The 19,141-nt window shown below is 60.3% G+C and carries 15 protein-coding genes and 1 pseudogene; 5 read left to right on the top strand and 11 right to left on the bottom strand.

The window, feature by feature from the left end; all coding sequences use genetic code 11:
* Positions 1 to 28: 28 nt before the first annotated feature.
* The 9 genes from bamA to rpsB form a co-directional block, all read right to left on the bottom strand.
* Entirely contained in the window at positions 29 to 2,416 is a 2,388-nt protein-coding gene (gene bamA, locus PSH84_RS10270; RefSeq protein WP_122565468.1) for an outer membrane protein assembly factor BamA, read from the bottom strand.
* Positions 2,417 to 2,490: 74 nt separating this feature from the next.
* On the bottom strand, positions 2,491 to 3,843 hold the full coding sequence (rseP, locus tag PSH84_RS10265; RefSeq protein ID WP_122565469.1) for an RIP metalloprotease RseP: 1,353 nt from the start codon (positions 3,841 to 3,843) through the stop codon (positions 2,491 to 2,493).
* Positions 3,844 to 3,895: 52 nt separating this feature from the next.
* Positions 3,896 to 5,086 carry a 1-deoxy-D-xylulose-5-phosphate reductoisomerase gene (gene ispC, locus PSH84_RS10260; protein WP_122565470.1) on the bottom strand — a complete coding sequence of 397 codons (1,191 nt, stop codon included), beginning with the start codon at positions 5,084 to 5,086 and terminating at the stop codon, positions 3,896 to 3,898.
* Positions 5,083 to 5,889, bottom strand: coding sequence for a phosphatidate cytidylyltransferase (locus PSH84_RS10255; protein WP_305482810.1), 807 nt, complete (start codon positions 5,887 to 5,889; stop codon positions 5,083 to 5,085). Before PSH84_RS10255 ends, ispC begins: the two co-directional genes overlap by 4 nt.
* A complete protein-coding gene (uppS, locus tag PSH84_RS10250; protein ID WP_122565472.1) occupies positions 5,889 to 6,644 on the bottom strand; it encodes a polyprenyl diphosphate synthase in 756 nt (251 codons plus the stop codon). Before uppS ends, PSH84_RS10255 begins: the two co-directional genes overlap by 1 nt.
* 13 nt (positions 6,645 to 6,657) lie before the next feature.
* Positions 6,658 to 7,215 carry a ribosome recycling factor gene (frr, locus tag PSH84_RS10245; RefSeq protein WP_003198238.1) on the bottom strand — a complete coding sequence of 186 codons (558 nt, stop codon included), beginning with the start codon at positions 7,213 to 7,215 and terminating at the stop codon, positions 6,658 to 6,660.
* On the bottom strand, positions 7,212 to 7,955 hold the full coding sequence (gene pyrH, locus PSH84_RS10240; protein WP_003184915.1) for a UMP kinase: 744 nt from the start codon (positions 7,953 to 7,955) through the stop codon (positions 7,212 to 7,214). The genes frr and pyrH overlap by 4 nt, the downstream gene beginning before the upstream one ends.
* Positions 7,956 to 8,168: 213 nt before the next feature.
* Positions 8,169 to 9,032 carry a translation elongation factor Ts gene (tsf, locus tag PSH84_RS10235; protein ID WP_018603730.1) on the bottom strand — a complete coding sequence of 288 codons (864 nt, stop codon included), beginning with the start codon at positions 9,030 to 9,032 and terminating at the stop codon, positions 8,169 to 8,171.
* A 195-nt stretch (positions 9,033 to 9,227) separates the two neighbouring features.
* Entirely contained in the window at positions 9,228 to 9,965 is a 738-nt protein-coding gene (rpsB, locus tag PSH84_RS10230) for a 30S ribosomal protein S2 (RefSeq protein WP_003198231.1), read from the bottom strand.
* A gap of 433 nt (positions 9,966 to 10,398) precedes the next feature.
* On the opposite strand from rpsB, the gene map reads away from it, so the two are divergent.
* From map to PSH84_RS10205, 5 genes are all read left to right on the top strand, one after another.
* Positions 10,399 to 11,181: a type I methionyl aminopeptidase gene (gene map / locus PSH84_RS10225; RefSeq protein ID WP_053118843.1), complete on the top strand. Its 783-nt coding sequence runs from the start codon at positions 10,399 to 10,401 to the stop codon at positions 11,179 to 11,181.
* Between the two features lie 53 nt (positions 11,182 to 11,234).
* Positions 11,235 to 13,937, top strand: coding sequence for a [protein-PII] uridylyltransferase (locus PSH84_RS10220; RefSeq protein WP_305469926.1), 2,703 nt, complete (start codon positions 11,235 to 11,237; stop codon positions 13,935 to 13,937).
* Positions 13,938 to 14,068: 131 nt separating this feature from the next.
* Entirely contained in the window at positions 14,069 to 15,268 is a 1,200-nt protein-coding gene (dapC, locus tag PSH84_RS10215; RefSeq protein ID WP_305469924.1) for a succinyldiaminopimelate transaminase, read from the top strand.
* A gap of 167 nt (positions 15,269 to 15,435) precedes the next feature.
* Positions 15,436 to 15,777: a type II toxin-antitoxin system RelE/ParE family toxin gene (locus PSH84_RS10210; RefSeq protein WP_305469922.1), complete on the top strand. Its 342-nt coding sequence runs from the start codon at positions 15,436 to 15,438 to the stop codon at positions 15,775 to 15,777.
* A gap of 10 nt (positions 15,778 to 15,787) precedes the next feature.
* The gene (locus PSH84_RS10205; protein ID WP_305469920.1) at positions 15,788 to 16,090 is read left to right on the top strand and encodes a Fis family transcriptional regulator; all 303 of its coding nucleotides are present in this window, start codon (positions 15,788 to 15,790) and stop codon (positions 16,088 to 16,090) included.
* Positions 16,091 to 16,269: 179 nt separating this feature from the next.
* Here PSH84_RS10205 and PSH84_RS10200 read toward each other — a convergent pair whose 3' ends face one another.
* On the bottom strand, positions 16,270 to 16,632 hold the full coding sequence (locus PSH84_RS10200) for a DUF6124 family protein (RefSeq protein WP_092442270.1): 363 nt from the start codon (positions 16,630 to 16,632) through the stop codon (positions 16,270 to 16,272).
* Between the two features lie 822 nt (positions 16,633 to 17,454).
* Positions 17,455 to 19,104: pseudogene (locus PSH84_RS10195) on the bottom strand (Na+/H+ antiporter).
* Between the last annotated feature and the right edge of the window lie 37 nt (positions 19,105 to 19,141).

The following is a 19,141-nucleotide window of genomic DNA, read 5'->3' as shown; positions in this document are numbered from 1 at the left end:
TCCATTGTCGTTATCTTGGGTCAGACGCTTAGAACGTCTGGCCGAGGGAGAATTGGAACACTTGGGTTTCAGCGTCATCCGGTTTCTTGATCGGCATCGCCAACGCGAAGCTCAAAGGACCCAGCGCGGTGACCCAGGTCACGCCCACACCCACGGAACTGGCCAGGTTGCTCAGACTGATGTCGTTACATTCGGCTTTGGACGAAGAGCCGTTGGTATTCTTGGCGTTATCGCAACTGGAGTCGAATACGTTACCCACGTCCCAGAATACCGAAGTACGCAGGGAGCGTTGATCCTTGACGAACGGCATTGGAAACAACACCTCGACACCACCTTGTATCAGGACATTACCACCGAATGGCAGTGGATCCTGGTCCGGGTCCGCCAATGTGCCTTTGTTACCCGTGACAGATTCACCACGGCTTGGCGTACTGCGCGGGCCCAAGGTACTGTCCTTGAAACCACGCACCGAGTTGAAACCACCGGCGTAGTAGTTCTCGTAGAACGGCAGGCCATCGGTCGAGCCGTAGCCATCACCAAAGCCCAGTTCGGTATGCAGGCGCATGGTGTAGTTGTCAGTCAGCGGCTGGAACAGCTGGCCGCGGTAGTCGAGCTTGAAGAACGAGAGGTCACTGCCAGGGGTAGTCGTTTCCAATACCAGGCTCTGGGAATGGCCACGAGTTGCCAACACACCCTTGTTCAAGGTCGACTCGGACCAACCGGCAGAGGCCTTGAAGTTCAGGTACTTATCGCCTTCCTTCTCGACGAAATCGAAGATCTCATCAACGGTATAGCGGCCAGTGCTGATTTCGTCCTGCTGGGCGGTGAGACCGAATGTGAGTCGCGAAGTCTCGCTGATTGGATAACCCACGTTGACGCCAGCACCCAAGCTGTCTACTGCATAGCTGGAGACATCGGAATCGAGCTCGTCATAGTCGGTGGTGCGGTAGAAGGCGTTGTAGCCCAGGCTCACACCGTCCGCGGTCCAGTAGGGGTCCACGAAGCCGAAGTTGTAGCGTGTCTGGTATTCGCTGCGGGTCAAGCCGATGCTGACCTTGTTACCGGTACCCAGGAAGTTGTTCTGGGTGATCGAACCACCGAGGATCAGGCCGGCGCTCTGGGCGAAACCGACGCTGGCGGTGATCGAGCCGGAAGCCTGCTCTTCGACGCTGTAGTTCACATCGACCTGGTCATCGACGCCCGGCACGGCCGGTGTCTCGACGTTGACTTCCTTGAAGAAGCCCAGGCGCTCCAGGCGGGTCTTGGACTGGTCGATCAGGTAGGTCGACGCCCAGCCACCTTCCATCTGACGCATTTCACGGCGCAGCACTTCGTCCTCGGACTTGGTGTTGCCACGGAAGTTGATGCGGTTGACGTAGGCACGCTTGCCCGGGTCCACGGCGAAAGTGATGTCGACGGTGTGGTCTTCATCATGCGGCTGCGGCACGCCGTTGACGTTGGCGAAGGTGTAACCCTCGTTACCCAGGCGACGGGTGATCAGCTCGGACGTGGTGGTCATCAGCTTGCGCGAGAACACCTGGCCCTTCTGTACCAGCAGCAGCGACTTGACCTGGTCCTCAGGGACCTTCAGGTCACCGCTGAGCTTGACGTCACGAACGGTGTACTTCTCGCCTTCGTTGACGTTCACAGTAATGTAGACGTGCTTCTTGTCCGGGGTGATGGACACCTGGGTCGAAGCGATGTCCATGTTGATGTAGCCACGGTCCAGGTAGTAGGAACGCAGGCGCTCCAAGTCACCGGAAAGTTTTTCACGGGCGTACTTGTCGTCGTTCTTGAAGAACGACAGCCAGTTGGTGGTCTTGAGTTCGAACAGGTCGATCAGGTCTTCGTCAGGGAAAACCGTGTTGCCCACCACGTTGATGTGCTGGATGGCCGCCACGGTACCTTCGTTGATGTTGACCTTCAGGCCGACGCGGTTGCGCGGCTGCGGCACCACTTCGGTGTCGACGGTGGCCGAGTAGCGGCCCTGGGCAACGTACTGGCGCTGCAGCTCGTTACGCACACCTTCGAGAGTGGCGCGCTGGAAGATCTCGCCTTCGGCCAGGCCGGATTGCTTGAGGCCCTTCATCAGGTCTTCAGTGGAGATCGCCTTGTTGCCTTCGATCTCGATACTGGCGACCGACGGGCGCTCGACTACCGTGATGACCAGGACATTGCCGTCACGGCCCAGCTGGATATCTTGAAAGAAGCCGGTCTTGAACAGCGCACGCGTGGATTCCACCAGGCGCCGATCATCCGCCTGCTCGCCGACGTTCAACGGCAAGGCACCAAAGACGCTACCCGCGGAGACCCGCTGGAGGCCATTGACGCGAATATCAGAGATAGTGAAGGACTCGGCGTGAACTTCGGCGATCATCAATACGGTGAGAACCGCAGTTAGCAGCAGACGTTTCATGAAGTCCTTTCTTATTCCAACTGGCAATAAACAAACTGCCGCAGAATGCGGCAGATTCGCAATTCAGCGAAGCGTTACAGACGACCCAGATCGTTGACGAGGGCAAGCAACATGACCCCGACCACCAAGCTGATACCGATCTGTATCCCCCAACCTTGCACCCGATCCGACAAGGGACGACCACGCGCCCACTCGATCAGATAAAACAGCAGATGCCCCCCATCCAGTACCGGAATGGGCAGCAAATTCAGAACCCCCAGGCTAATGCTCAGATAAGCAAGGAAATTCAGGAAATCAGCGACGCCCGACTGGGCAGAAGCGCCCGCCACTTTAGCAATGGTTATCGGTCCACTCAAGTTTTTTACCGAGAGCTCACCGAACAACATTTTCTTGAGCGAGTCCAGCGTCAGGATGCTCATGGTCCAGGTACGACGCGCACCCTCGCCAATCGCCGCCACAGGGCCGAAACTGACCTCGCGGATCATTTCCGGTGGCCAGTCGATCGCCTTGACGCCCGCCCCCAGGTAACCGGTCGGCGCCTTGCTCTCGCCACGAGCGGCCAGGGTCACCGGGACGTCGATTGGAGCACCGTCGCGCTCGACGCGCAGCACAATTTTGGTATCAGGACGCACACGAACCGAATCGACCACCTGCTGCCAGTCGCTGACCGGCTGGCCGTCGAGTGCCAGCAACCGATCGCCGGTCTTCAGGCCGGCAGCCTGGGCCGGGCCTTTCGGGTCGAGTTCGGCGAGTATCGGCGGCAAGGCCGGACGCCATGGCTTGATCCCCAGGGAACGGATCGGATCCGGCTCGTCGGCGCCCTTGAGCCAGTTGTCCAGGATCAGTTCGCGAGGCGAATCCACCGTGGAACCCTGCTCGCGCACCATCAATTGCAACGAACCGCTCTCACCCAGGCGACGCACCAGTTGCAGGTTGACCGCCGCCCAGCCCGATGTCGGCTCCCCATCGATGGCAACGATTTCCTGCCCGGCACCCAGCCCGGCACGGGCGGCGACGCTACCGGCCTCTACCCCACCGATGACCGGACGCACCTGCTCGCTACCCAGCATGGCCAGGCCCCAGAAAAACACCATGGCCAGCAGGAAGTTGGCAATCGGCCCCGCCGCGACGATGGCGATACGCTGACGGACGGTCTTGCGATTGAAGGATTGATCGAGCTGATCGGCCGGCACTTCGCCTTCGCGCTCGTCGAGCATCTTGACGTAGCCGCCCAATGGGATGGCCGCCACGACGAACTCCGTGCCTTTCTTGTCGTGCCAACGCAGCAGAGGCATGCCAAAGCCCACGGAAAAACGCAGGACCTTGACGCCACAGCGACGCGCAACCCAGAAATGACCGAATTCGTGAAAAGTGACCAACACCCCCAAGGCAACCAGGGTGCCGACAATCATATAGAGCGCGCTCATCTGTTTTCTCCGCAATCCTGTCCAGGGCAACCCTGGCTAACGTATCGCAGCTTCAACGCCCGTGGCGCTGCAGCCATTGGCCCGCCAACTCACGGGCCCTGGCATCCGCCGTAAATACTGTATCGAGGTCATCGACCGAAACCACGGCCTCGAGATTCAAGACTTCCTCGATGATACTCGCGATCTCGAGGTAACGGACACGTCCATCGAGAAACGCAGCAACTGCCACTTCATTGGCAGCATTAAGCATGGCCGGTGCGCTGTTGCCCGCCTCGGCCGCCTGGCGCGCCAGGCGCAGGCAGGGGAAGCGCTGTTCATCGGGCGCCTGGAAATCCAAACGAGCGATGGCGAACAGGTCCAGTGGTGCAACGCCCGAGTCGATACGCTCCGGCCAGGCCAGGGCATTGGCGATCGGGGTGCGCATGTCCGGGTTGCCCAACTGAGCCAGCACCGAACCGTCGACGTAGTCCACCAGGGAGTGAATCACGCTCTGGGGGTGAATCACCACCTCGACCTGCGACGGCTTGGCATCGAACAGCCAGCAGGCCTCGATCAGTTCCAGGCCCTTGTTCATCATGCTGGCCGAATCCACGGAAATCTTGCGCCCCATGGACCAGTTCGGATGTGCACAGGCCTGTTCGGGTGAAACATGCACCAATTCTTCCAACGGCGTCTGCCGGAACGGGCCACCGGAGGCTGTCAGCAAAATCCGTCGAACGCCTACCGCGCCGAGACCACGGGAAAAATCCTGCGGCATGCATTGAAAAATCGCATTGTGCTCGCTGTCGATGGGCAGCAACACCGAGCCGCTCTTGCGTACCGCCTGCATAAATAACGCGCCGGACATCACCAGCGCCTCTTTATTGGCCAGCAGGATCTTCTTGCCGGCCTCCACCGCCGCGAGGGTCGGACGCAGGCCCGCTGCACCGACAATCGCCGCCATCACGGCGTCGACTTCAGGGTCGGCAGCCACTTGGCAGAGCCCCTCCTCCCCCACCAGCACACGGGTTTGCAGGCCGGCAGCGCGCAGATCATCCTGCAACGCCCGCGCCACGCCTGCCTCGGGCACCACGGCAAACCGCGGCGTGTGGCGTTTGCACAACGCCAGCAACTCACTCAAGCGCGTGAAGCCACTGAGGGCGAACACCTGGTAGCGCTCCGGATGCCGGCCAATGACGTCAAGCGTACTCAGGCCAATCGAACCGGTCGCGCCAAGGACAGTGATCTGCTGGGGGCGACTCACGGTGCCGCCATCCACAACAGCACGGCAAAGATCGGGATCGCGGCAGTCAGGCTGTCGATGCGATCCAGCACGCCACCGTGACCGGGCAACAGGTTACTGCTGTCCTTGATCCCGGATTGACGCTTGAACATGCTTTCGGTCAGGTCGCCGACGACGGACACGAATACGATCAAGGCGGCGCCCAAAAGCCCCATGAACAGCTGCGCGACCGTCCAGTCGCGCACGAAACCGACCACGGTGGTGATCACCAGGCTCAGGGCCAAACCGCCATAGACCCCTTCCCAACTCTTGCCAGGGCTGACTTTCGGCGCGAGCTTGCGCTTGCCGAAGGCCTTACCGGAAAAATAGGCGCCGACGTCGGCCCCCCAGACCAGCACCATCACAGCCATGATCTGCCAGTTACCCAGTGGGCCTTGCTTGATCCAGATCAGCCCCTGCCAGGCCGGCAGCAGGATCAACAGGCCGATGACCAGCTTGGTCGCCGTGTTGGCCCAGTGATGCGTAGTCTGCGGATAGGTCAGGACCAGGAAGGTCGCCGTCGCCCACCACAGCACCGCGGCACCGAGCACCCAAGGCGCGAGGCCAGGCACCACGTACATGATGAACAGCATGGCCGCCACGGCCGCTGCGTAGGCCACGCGCGCCGACTGCGCAGGAAAACCCGCCAACCGCGCCCACTCCCACGCCCCCAGAGTCACGACCAGTCCGATGAACAGCGCGAAACTGGCGCCTTTGAGCAGGAAGAAACCACCCAGGGCGATGGGCAACAGGATCAAAGCAGTGATGATTCGTTGTTTAAGCATTAAACCCGGGCTCCAGCTTCGATCTGCTCGCTCGTTTTACCGAAGCGACGCTGACGGGAAGCGAAATCGGCCAGTGCGGTGCGCATGGCTTCGTGTTTGAAGTCCGGCCAGAACAGGTCGGAGAAGTACAGCTCGGCATACGCCAACTGCCAGAGCAGGAAGTTGCTGATGCGATGCTCGCCACCGGTACGGATGCACAGGTCCGGCACCGGCAGGTCGCCGGTCGCCAGGCAGGTCTGCAACAGCTCAGGAGTGATGTCTTCCGGGCGCAAGTGCCCGGCCTGGACTTCCCGCGCCAGGCGCTGGGCGGCCTGGGCAATGTCCCACTGGCCACCGTAGTTGGCGGCGATTTGCAGGACGAACCGATTGGCACCCGCCGTCGCGGCCTCGGCTTCGCGCATCGCAGCCTGCAATTCAGGATGGAAGCGCGAGCGATCGCCGATGATGCGCAAGCTGATCTTGTTGTCATTGAGGCGCTTGGCCTCACGACGCAGAGCCTTGAGGAACAGGTCCATCAAGGCGCTGACTTCATCGGCCGGGCGCTGCCAGTTCTCGCTAGAGAAGGCGAACAGAGTCAGCACCTCGACCCCCGCCTCGGCGCACACCTCAATGACCGCACGAACCGCATCGACCCCCGCCTTGTGCCCGGCGACGCCAGGCATAAAGCGCTTCTTGGCCCAACGGTTGTTGCCATCCATGATGATCGCCACATGGCGCGGCACCGCAAACGGCACGGCCTGCTTGGTCTTTTCCATGAAAACGAGACCCTTATACGGCCATCAGGTCTTTTTCTTTCTGCGCCAAATCCGCATCGATCTTAGCCACATACTTCTTGGTCAGGTCGTCGATCTCGCCAGTGGCGCGACGCTCTTCGTCTTCGCTGATTTCCTTTTCCTTGACCAGGTCCTTGAGCTGGCTGTTGGCATCACGGCGGATGTTGCGCACGGCAACACGAGCGTCTTCAGCCACATCACGCGCCTGCTTGGTGAAGCCCTTACGGGTTTCCTCAGTCAGGGCCGGCATGGAGATCAGCAGCAGCTCACCCAGGTTGGTCGGGTTCAGGTTCAGGCCGGCACTGCCGATAGCCTTGTCGACCGCGCCCAACATGTTGCGCTCGAAGGCCACGACCTGCAGGGTACGCGCGTCCTTGACGGTGATGTTGGCCACTTGCTTGATCGGGGTATCGGAACCGTAGTACGGCACCATCACGCCCTCGAGGATGCTCGGGTGCGCCTGGCCGGTGCGGATGCGACCGAAGTTGTGTGCCAGGGACTCCAGGGATTTCTGCATGCGCTGTTCAGCGTCTTTCTTGATTTCGTTGATCATTGTTGAGCTTCCTCGATCAGTGTTCCTTCGGCGCCGCCATGGACGATATTCAGCAGGGCGCCAGGCTTGTTCATGTTAAAGACGCGCAGCGGCATCTTGTGGTCGCGGCACAGGCAGATAGCCGTCAGGTCCATGACACCCAGCTTGCGATCCAGCACTTCATCGTAGGTCAGATGATCGAACTTCTCGGCATGCGGGTCCTTGAACGGGTCAGCGGTATAGACGCCATCGACCTTGGTTGCCTTGAGCACGACATCGGCATCGATCTCGATCGCTCGCAGGCAGGCAGCCGAATCCGTGGTGAAGAACGGATTACCGGTACCGGCGGCAAAAATCACCACTTCCTTGGCGTTGAGGTGGCGCATGGCTTTGCGGCGGTCGTAGTGATCGGTCACGCCAACCATGGAAATGGCCGACATCACGATGGCCGAGATATTGGCACGCTCCAGCGCGTCGCGCATAGCCAGGGCGTTCATCACAGTGGCCAGCATGCCCATGTGGTCGCCTGTGACCCGATCCATGCCGGCCGCGCTCAGCGCCGCACCGCGGAACAGGTTGCCGCCGCCGATGACCAGGCCGACCTGAACGCCGATCCCGACCAGTTGGCCAACTTCCAGGGCCATGCGATCCAGCACTTTCGGATCGATCCCGAACTCTTCCGAGCCCATCAGGGCCTCGCCGCTAAGCTTGAGTAGAATGCGTTTATAGCGAGCCTGATAACCACTGCCCTGCTGAGCCATTGCGAATCTCTCCTGCGGCGTATTTTCAAAAATTCTTTGCGGACTGTTTGCAGCCTGCGTTCACTCTAGCTTGACGCTGACACAGCGTCATCGGAACACGGGCTTTGTAAGCCAGTTCCGACAGGAAACCAATAAAAATCGGCATCCCCATCTGAAAAGAGGCTGCGCGCATAAGCGGGCAGCCTCTTCAGGGCGACAGTTATGAAAACTGTCTTATTGCTTGCTGGCAGCCAGCTGAGCAGCCACTTCTTCAGCGAAGTTGTCTACTGGCTTCTCGATGCCTTCGCCCACTTTGAAGTAAGTGAAGGAAACGATTTCAGCGCCGCCCTTCTTGGCCAGTTCGCCGACCTTGATTTCAGGGTTCTTGACGAACGCCTGCTCAACCAGGCTGGCTTCAGCCAGGAACTTGGTGATACGACCGGCAACCATTTTTTCAACGATTTCGGCAGGCTTGCCTTTGATCTTGTCTTCGTTGAGCTGCATGAACACGGCTTTTTCGCGCTCGATGGCATCAGCGGAAACTTCCGACGGCAGCAGGAACTCAGGGTTGCTGGCTGCGACGTGCATCGCGATGTCCTTGGCCAGCTCGACGCTGCCGCCTTTGAGAGCTACAACGACGCCGATCTTGTTGCCGTGCAGGTAAGAACCGACAACATCGCCTTCGACGCGAACCAGACGACGGATGTTGACGTTTTCGCCTACTTTGGCAACCAGGGCTTCACGAGCCGATTCCTGAGCGGCGATCAGCGGAGCTGCGTCGGTCAGTTTGTCGGCGAATGCTTTTTCGACGCTGGCGGCAACGAATGCCTTGAAGTCGTCTTGCAGGGCCAGGAAGTCGGTCTGCGAGTTGACTTCGATGATAACGGCAGCTTTACCGTCATCCTTGATGCCGATCGCGCCTTCAGCGGCAATGTTGCCGGCTTTCTTGGCAGCCTTGATGGCGCCCGAAGCACGCATGTCATCAATGGCTTTCTCGATGTCGCCGCCAGCCTTGGTCAAGGCTTTCTTGCAGTCCATCATGCCTTCGCCGGTACGCTCGCGCAGTTCTTTGACCAACGCTGCAGTAATCTCTGCCATTTCAAAATCCTCTTGGATAGGTTTTCAACCATTCCACCCGATCGAACGGGCGATCAATTCTTCCTGGAAAACCACTGCTTATAGGCCGCGGCAGGTTACAAACAGGTCACTGCGCCGGCGGCAAATGGTTTTCGAGGTGGCAAAAAGGGGGCCAAGCCCCCTTTTTGCTTACTGAGTCAACGCCAGGGGCGTCGATTACTCAGCGGCTGCTGCCGGAGCTTCTTCAGCGAAGACTTCGGTGCCGCCGTTAACATTGTTGCGACCACGGATCACAGCGTCAGCCATCGAACCCATGTACAGCTGGATGGCGCGGATGGCGTCATCGTTACCTGGGATGATGTAGTCAACGCCTTCCGGGCTGCTGTTGGTATCGACAACGCCGATGACCGGGATACCCAGCTTGTTGGCTTCGGTGATCGCGATGCGCTCGTGGTCAACGTCGATCACGAACAGTGCGTCAGGCAGACCGCCCATGTCCTTGATACCGCCCAGGGAGCGGTCCAGCTTCTCAAGATCGCGAGTGCGCATCAGCGCTTCTTTCTTGGTCAGCTTGGCGAAAGTACCGTCTTCGGACTGAACTTCAAGGTCACGCAGACGCTTGATGGAAGCGCGAATGGTCTTGAAGTTGGTCAGCATGCCGCCCAACCAGCGGTGATCGACGTACGGCGAACCGCAACGTGCTGCTTCTTCAGCAACGATCTTGCCAGCGGAACGCTTGGTGCCGACGAACAGAATCTTGTTTTTGCCCTGGGCCAGGCGCTCTACGAAGGTCAGTGCCTCGTTGAACATTGGCAGGGTTTTTTCAAGGTTGATGATGTGGATCTTGTTACGCGCGCCGAAAATGTACTTGCCCATTTTCGGGTTCCAGTAACGGGTCTGGTGACCGAAGTGCACACCGGCCTTCAGCATATCGCGCATGTTGACTTGGGACATGATAGTTCCTTGATAAGTCGGGTTTGGCCTCCACGTATCCCAATGACCAACCAGCGGCTTATATAAGCCGAGGCACCCAGGTCATCGTGTCGACACGTGTGTGGATTTAAGCTTACGGGGTCATCCCCGGAAAGCGGCGCATTTTATACCACAGCAAGGGCGAAAACGGAACACGGATTCTGAAATCCCCTGTAGTGGGTGGATGGTGGGAGCAAGGCTTGCCCGCGACGAAGGCGATGCGGCCCTTCAGAAATCGAGTCGCCTGGGTCGCGAGCAAGCCTTGCTCCCACTCGCGCCCCACGCCACAGAGTTCCAGGCTGGAGGGTTCTTTGTACTGATCGTCTGTTAGAATCGCCTCTTTCAGGGCCGTTCGGAGCATCCTCCGCCGCCTATTTCGCTTTGAACAGCGCCGTCGAGCGCAGAGAGAGCCTGTATGACCGTTACCCTCAAGACCCCCGAGGACATCGCTAAAATGCGTGTCGCCGGCAAACTCGCCGCCGAAGTGCTCGAGATGATCGCCGACTACGTCAAGCCCGGCGTGACCACCGAAGAGCTGGATCGCATCTGCCACGACTACATCGTCAATGAGCAGAAGGCCATCCCGGCCCCACTCAACTACAAAGGCTTCCCGAAGTCGATCTGCACCTCGATCAACCACGTGGTCTGCCACGGCATCCCCAACGAAAAACCGTTGAAGGATGGCGACACCCTGAACATCGACGTCACCGTCATCAAGGACGGCTATCACGGCGACACCAGCCGCATGTTCCACGTCGGCAACGTGCCGGAGTGGGCCCAGCGCCTGTCCAAGGTCACCCAGGAATGCATGTACATGGCCATCGAGCTGGTGAAACCGGGCTGCCGCCTGGGGGACATCGGCGAAGTGATCCAGAAGCACGCGCAGAAGAACGGCTTCTCGGTGGTGCGCGAGTTCTGTGGCCACGGCATCGGCAAGGTGTTCCACGAAGAACCGCAGATCCTGCACTACGGCCGTGCCGGCACCGGCATGGAACTGCAAGCGGGCATGACCTTCACCATCGAGCCGATGATCAACCAGGGCCGCGCCGACACCAAGGTGCTGGGCGACGGCTGGACCGCCATCACCAAGGACCGCAAGCTGTCGGCCCAGTGGGAACACACCCTGCTGGTCACTGAGACCGGCTACGAAATCTTCACCCTGCGCAGCGATGACACCATCGCGCGTGTTTCCGCCTGATCCGAACCCAGCCTATAGATCCGATAGATATAGATAGAAAGGAAAGCCATTCAATGCCGCAGGTGGATCCCGAACTCTTCGACCGCGGCCAGTTCCAGGCTGAACTGGCCCTGAAGGCAAGCCCCATCTCGGCGTTCAAGAAGGCGATCCGCCAGGCCCACGAAGTGCTCGACCAGCGCTTTCGCAGCGGCCGGGATATCCGTCGGTTGATCGAGGACCGCGCCTGGTTCGTCGATAACATCCTGCAAAAGGCCTGGGAGCAGTTCGATTGGAGTGAAGACGCCGACATCGCCCTCGTGGCGGTGGGCGGCTATGGGCGCGGTGAGCTGCACCCCTACTCCGACATCGACCTGCTGATCTTGCTGGACAGCGCCGATCACGAGGTTTTCCGCGACTCCATCGAGCGCTTCCTGACGCTGCTGTGGGACATCGGCCTGGAAGTCGGTCAGAGCGTGCGCTCGGTGCAGGAATGCGCCGACGAGGCCCGCGCCGACCTGACGGTGATCACCAACCTGATGGAAAGCCGCACCATTGCCGGCCCCGAGCACCTGCGCCAGCGCATGCTCGATGTCACCAGCACGGCGCACATGTGGCCGAGCAAGGACTTTTTCCTGGCCAAGCACGCCGAGCAGAAGGCCCGTCACCACAAGTACAACGACACCGAGTACAACCTGGAGCCCAACGTCAAGGGTTCGCCCGGCGGGCTGCGGGACATCCAGACGATCCTGTGGGTCGCCCGCCGCCAGTACGGCACGCTGAACCTGCGTGCCCTGGCCGGTGAAGGTTTCCTGGTGGAAAGCGAAAACGCCTTGCTGGCCTCGTCCCAGGAATTCCTGTGGAAGGTCCGCTACGCCCTGCACATGCTGGCCGGGCGCTCCGAGGACCGCCTGTTGTTCGATCACCAGCGCTCCATCGCCGGCCTGTTGGGTTTCGAGGGGCAGGATGCCAAGCAGTCCATCGAAAACTTCATGCAACAGTACTACCGCGTGGTGATGAGCATCGCCCAGCTCAGCGAACTGATCATCCAGCACTTCGAGGAAGTCATCCTCGCCCCCGAAGACGAAGAACCACCGCTGCCGATCAACTCGCGCTTCCAACTGCACGACGGCTACATCGAAGCGCGCAACGCCAACGTTTTCCGCCGCACGCCCTTCGCCATGTTGGAAATTTTCGTGCTCATGGCCCAACAACCGGAAATCAAGGGCGTACGCGCCGATACCATCCGCCTGCTGCGGGAAAACCGTCACCTGATCGATGAAGATTTCCGTCACGATATCCGCAACACCAGCCTCTTCATCGAGTTGTTCAAGTGCAAGATCGGCGTGCACCGCAACCTGCGCCGGATGAACCGCTACGGGATCCTCGGACGCTACTTGCCGGAGTTCGGCTTCATCGTCGGACAGATGCAGCACGACCTGTTCCACATCTATACGGTCGATGCCCACACCCTGAACCTGATCAAGCACCTGCGTAAGCTGCAGTACACTCAGGTGTCGGAAAAATTCCCGCTGGCCAGCAAGCTCATGGGCAAGCTGCCCAAGCCTGAGCTGATCTACATGGCCGGGCTGTACCACGACATCGGCAAGGGCCGCCAGGGCGATCACTCCGAGATCGGCGCAGTGGATGCCGAGGCGTTCTGCCAGCGCCATCAACTGCCCGTGTGGGACAGCCGGCTGATCGTCTGGCTGGTGCAGAACCACTTGGTGATGTCCACCACCGCACAGCGCAAGGACTTGTCCGATCCGCAGGTGATCCACGACTTCGCCCAGATCGTCGGCGATGAAACGCGCCTGGATTACCTCTACGTGCTAACCGTGGCCGACATCAACGCGACTAACCCGAGCCTGTGGAACTCCTGGCGCGCCAGCCTGTTGCGCCAGCTCTACACCGAGACCAAGCGCGCCTTGCGCCGTGGCCTGGAAAACCCGGTGGACCGCGAAGAGCAGATCCGCCGCACCCAAAGCGCCGCCCTGGACATCCTGGTGCGCGGCGGCACCGATCCGGACGATGTCGAGCAGCTCTGGTCGCAATTGGGCGATGACTATTTCCTGCGCCACACCGCCGGCGACGTGGCCTGGCACAGCGACGCGATCCTGCAGCAACCGGCCGATGGCGGGCCGCTGGTGCTGATCAAGGAAACCACCCAGCGCGAGTTCGAGGGCGGCACGCAGATCTTCATCTACGCCCCGGACCAGCACGACTTCTTCGCCGTGACCGTGGCGGCGATGGACCAGCTCAACCTCAACATCCATGACGCCCGGGTCATTACCTCCAGCAGCCAGTTCACCCTCGACACCTACATCGTGCTCGACACCGACGGCGACTCGATTGGCGACAACCCGGCGCGGGTCAAGCAGATTCGCGATGGTTTGACCGAAGCCCTGCGCAACCCGGCGGACTACCCGACCATCATCCAGCGCCGGGTGCCGCGCCAGCTCAAGCACTTCGCCTTCGCGCCCCAGGTGACGATCCACAACGACGCCCAGCGCCAGGTCACCGTGCTGGAACTCAGCGCCCCGGACCGCCCGGGCCTGCTGGCGCGGGTCGGGCATATCTTCCTGGAGTTCGACCTGTCGCTGCAAAACGCCAAGATCGCCACCCTCGGCGAGCGGGTAGAAGACGTATTTTTCATCACCGACGCTCACAACCAGCCGCTGTCCGATCCGCAACTGTGCAGCCGCCTGCAGGAAGCCATCGTCCGGCACCTGAGCGTTAACCAGGAAGCTGATGCCAACCTGACGCGTATCAATATCTGAATCAACGCCCCCTGTGGGAGCGAGCTTGCTCGCGATAGCGACGGAACATCCGGCATCGATTCTGCTGACCCACCGCTATCGCGAGCAAGCTCGCTCCCACAAGGACCGCGCCCACATTGACGAGGCCCCCGATGAACAACGCCCTGAACCAGTTGCAGCCCTACCCGTTCGAAAAGCTCCGCGCCTTGCTCGGCAGCGTCACGCCCAACCCCGACAAACGCCCGATCGCGCTGTCCATCGGCGAACCCAAGCATCGCTCACCCAGCTTCGTGGCTGAGGCCCTGGCCAGCAATCTGGAAAAAATGGCCGTGTACCCGACCACCCTCGGTATCCCGGAATTGCGTGAAGCCATCGCCGGCTGGTGCGAACGCCGCTTCAGCGTGCCGAACGGGTGGCTGGACCCGGCGCGCCATGTGTTGCCGGTCAACGGCACCCGTGAAGCCTTGTTCGCCTTCACCCAGACCGTGGTCAACCGGGGCGACGACGCCCTGGTGGTCAGCCCGAACCCGTTCTATCAGATCTACGAAGGCGCGGCGTTCCTGGCCGGGGCCAAGCCGCACTACCTGCCGTGCCTGGACGAAAACGGCTTCAACCCGGATTTCGATGCGGTATCGCCAGACATCTGGAAACGCTGCCAGATCTTGTTCCTGTGCTCTCCGGGCAACCCGACCGGTGCGCTGATCCCGGTGGATGTGCTGAAGAAACTCATCGCCCTGGCTGACGAATATGACTTTGTCATCGCCGCGGATGAGTGCTACAGCGAACTCTACTTCGACGAACAAACCCCGCCGCCGGGGCTGCTCAGCGCCTGCGTCGAACTCGGTCGCAAGGACTTCAAGCGTTGCGTGGTGTTCCACAGCCTGTCCAAACGCTCCAACCTGCCAGGCCTGCGCTCCGGTTTCGTGGCCGGCGACGCGGACATCCTCAAGGGTTTCCTGCTGTACCGCACCTACCACGGCTGCGCGATGCCCGTGCAGACCCAACTGGCGAGCATCGCCGCGTGGAACGACGAAGTACACGTACGGGCCAACCGCGCGCTGTATCGGGAGAAGTTCGACGCGGTACTGGAAATCCTCAGCCCGGTACTGGACGTGCAACGCCCCGACGGCAGCTTCTACCTGTGGCCGAACGTAGCGGGCGACGATGCGGCGTTCTGCCGTGACCTGTTCGAACAGGAACACGTGACCGTCGTGCCGGGCTCGTACCTGTCCCGCGATGTGGATGGCGTCAACCCAGGCGCCGGCCGCGTGCGCATGGCCTTGGTCGCGCCATTGGCTGAATGTGTGGAAGCGGCGGAGCGGATCCGCGCGTTCATCCAACGTCGGGGTTAATCCCGCATCAGGACTTGAGTAGACCGCTGTTGTGGCGAGGGAGCATGCTCCCGCTGGGCTGCGCAGCGGGCCCCAACAGCAGCCCCCATACCGACCAACTGAGCCCCTGTACGAATTCCCAGTAACGCCCGGGTTGCACAATGCACCTATTTCGGTACACTCCATTCATGGTTGATATCACCCCCATACTGAACGTACGTTTCTTCCGCACAGACGCCGGGAATGAACCCGTTCGCGAATGGCTGACTGACCTGCCTCGCGAGCATAGACGGATGATCGGAACTGACATCAAGACCGTTCAGATTGGGTGGCCGATAGGTATGCCGGTGGTTCGCAAACTGGACACTGGACTATGGGAGGTCAGGATTGACCTTGGAGATACCATCGCCCGCGTTCTCTTCACCGTAGTGGGCTCTGACATGGTTCTACTCCACGCTTTCATAAAGAAAAGTCAAAAAACGCCAACCACCGACATGGCAACCGCCAAGCAGCGCAAAGCAAGACTATGAGGCACAGCAAATGAACAAGCACATCGGATCTGATTTTGACGACTTCCTCGCCGAGCAAGGTATCGCCGAAGAAGTTTCCGCAGCTGCGCTCAAACGCGTTATTGCCTGGCAGATTGCCGAAGCAATGAAGCTTCAGAAAGTGACCAAAAAAGCCTTGGCACAGCGGATGCACACCAGTCGCACTGCAGTTGATCGTGCGCTGGATCAGGACGATGCGGGAATGACGCTGGCAACGCTTGCCAGCGCAGCTCGTGCGTTGGGCCAGAGGGTGGAAGTACGGTTGGTGCCTGAGCAGGAAGAGGCTCACGCCTAAGCGCTGTTGTGGCGAGGGAGCTTGCTCCCGCTGGGCTGCTTAGCAGCCCCAAGCAGTCAACTCAATCTGCCTGATGTATTCCGTTGGATCGTTCCCACGCTCTGCGTGGGAACGATCCATATCGATACCGGATCCTGTGGGAGCAAAGCTTGCTCGCGATGAGGCCGGCATTTATTGCATCAAGTCCGAAGCTCTACCCGATCCAGGCACTTGTTCGCCAACAACATCCCCAACTCAATCATCTGGGCCACTCCCAATGCGACATGCCGTCGCGAGCCATCCTGATCGAAGGCAAGGTCGTTGAGCATTGCATTGGCAGACGCCAGGGTTTCGCTGAGGTTGGCCAGCAATACTTCCGTGTCGATACCGTCAGCCACAGTGAATAGCTGTACTGAGGGTTTGGGTTCTGACTTGCTGTCGTCATCAGGCTTGAGATATTGATCCAACACACGGTCGGCTGCCTCTTGCAGCTTTTCGGGTGCATAGTCGCCGTAGGGAAAAGTGGAGGCTGGTTTTGGTGGGTTTGGAGTTTCTTTGATCATTTGGATGCTCCTTGGGTGTTGGAGCCGCCACAAAGCCTTCTCACGGACTAGAGAGTGGCAGCCGTACGCGGGGTGAGAATCCGGGTCAAACACCCACTAAATACCCGGCCATGTCGAAACATGCCCGCGCACAGCCGCCATAACATGATGTATGGACGAAACGCGCCTGCACTTTATATGGCGGGCGCTTATGCGCATAGTGGGTATTCGGATTCTCACGTCCGGTCGCTGAATTGGCAGCGACACCCAGAGGCTAGAGCCCTCGCTTCCGACGGACAACCTTAAAAACCTGTCGGAAACTTCGGTGCGTCTGACAGACCACAATCGCTTGCTCAGACAAGACAAAGAAATAAAACGCGCCCCCTAAAGCAAGCCATTGATTTTACGGGTTTAACACTTCAACAAATCTCATGCAGCCCTGTTTCAAGAACCAAGCTGGCTTGAATTTGCTAATACCAGTAGCCATGATCGCCCCCGTCACCAGCGAAAGCTGGCAGGAGTCTGGGTCCCTCTCAGGATTGACCCAGCCACGCAGACGGGGCGGAGCAAGCTCAACTGCGTGTCGATTGAAGCCGCCTTCGGGTGGCTTTACTTGCTATGAGAACAAGGCACACCGGGCTTTGTTGCGTCTGAAATGCCGAAGATCCGCAAAGTGGTGGTGATCTATCCTGTGGCGAGGGGATTTATCCCCGCGGGGCTGCGAAGCAGCCCTCAAAGCTAACAACGCGCTGTGTCAGACAGCTTGAATTGACTGCGTTGGGACTGCTGCGCAGTCCAACGGGGATAAATCCCCTCGCCACAATTGGCTTTGCGCCATGAGTGCTATTTACCCAACCCCAAATTCGCCTCCGCCAGATCCAACTCCCCCAGCACCTCTCGCAGCACATCATCCCCAATCTGGTGATGACGGCTAAGGCGATACAACTCCAGCCGCTGCGCCCGATAGGCCTTCAAGCGCAGCCGGCGTTCCAGCAGGTCCATTTCGAACGCCAGCGCCTGGGCTTCGGCGGAGTCGTTGAACACCTCCAACTGATGGCGATATTCAGACATCAAGCGCGCCTTGACCTCGGTCGCCAGCGCGGCCTGAGCCGCATCGGGTGTACTGGGCAGCTCGGCCGGTTCCTCCACTTCCAACGCATGGATCGCCGCTTCAGCGGTTTTGCGCCAGGCCTCGCGCACTTCGTTGCGACGTTTGTCGTCAGGGCTCCTCTCGATACCCCGCAGCAGCAATGGTAAAGCGATGCAAGCCGCGATCAGCGACAACAGAATCACCCCGGCGGCAATGAAGATCAGCAAATCGCGCTCGGGAAACGCCTCGCCCGCCCCCAGCAGCAACGGCACCGACAGCACGCGCCCGCCAGCGTCACCGCCCCGCGCACGCCGCCGAAGGTCAGCAACCAGCAGGAGCGCGCAGTCGGCACGAACGTCAGTTCGTTCTCGCCACGCCAGCGACGTAACAGCCCGGACAGCCGCCAGATGCTTTGTACCCAGACAAACCGCAGCACCAGCAACACCAGGAAAATCGCCACCACCTCCAGGCAACGGTAGAACAGTGTCGGCCACAGGGTGGTTTCGTGACTGGTCGCCGCCTTGATGATGTCCGGCAATTGCAGCCCCAGCAGCAGGAAGATCAAGCCGTTGAAAGCGAACTCCAGCAGCGACCCAGACGCTGCGATTGAGCAGCCGCGTACCGGTCTGGCGCGGCAACAGGTCGAGCCAGCTCTGCATCATCCCCGCCGCCACCGCCGAGAGAATGCCCGAGGCGCCTAATCGTTCAGCCAGCACATAGGCGGCAAACGGTAGCAGCAACATGAACACCACGTGGGTGGCCGGATCGTCCCAGCCTCGGGCAATCATCCAGGCCCGCAAGCGGCCCACCAGCCAACTCAGGGCCACGCCCACCAGCAGGCCGCCGACCGCCACCAGGACGAAGGCCAGGCTCGCGCCCGCCAGGGAAAACACCCCGGTGATCGCCGCCACCAGGGCGAACTTGAACGTCACCAGGCCCGACGCGTCGTTCATCAACGCCTCGCCCTGGAGCATGTGCATCAAAGGTGCGGGCAGACGGTCACGGGCAATCGCCGACACCGCCACCGCGTCGGTCGGCGACAGCACCGCGGCCAGGGCAAAGGCCACCGGCAACGGGATACTCGGCAGCAGCCAATGAATGAAATAACCGGCGCCCACCACCGTGAATAACACCAGCCCCACCGCCAGCGTCAGGATCGGCCCACGCAGACGCCATAACTCGCGCTTGGGCATGCGCCAGCCGTCGGAGAACAGCAGCGGTGGCAAGAAGAGAAACAGGAACAGCTCAGGATCGAGGGCCACGTGCAGGCCCAGGGACGGCCAGGCCAGCAAGGCACCGGCGCCGATCTGCACCAGGGGCAACGGCAGCGGGATCAACCGTCCGATCAGGCGCGACACGCCCACCAACATCAACAGGATCAGGACGGTATAGGCGCTTTGCATAACGGACTTCCAATGACAGCCATACACATCTGCGGCA

It is taken from the genome of Pseudomonas beijingensis (assembly GCF_030687295.1).
In the GTDB taxonomy this organism is placed as follows: Bacteria; Pseudomonadota; Gammaproteobacteria; order Pseudomonadales; family Pseudomonadaceae; genus Aquipseudomonas; species Aquipseudomonas beijingensis.
The sequence above is the reverse complement of the archived record's forward strand: the minus strand, read 5'-3'. Positions and strand labels throughout refer to the sequence as shown.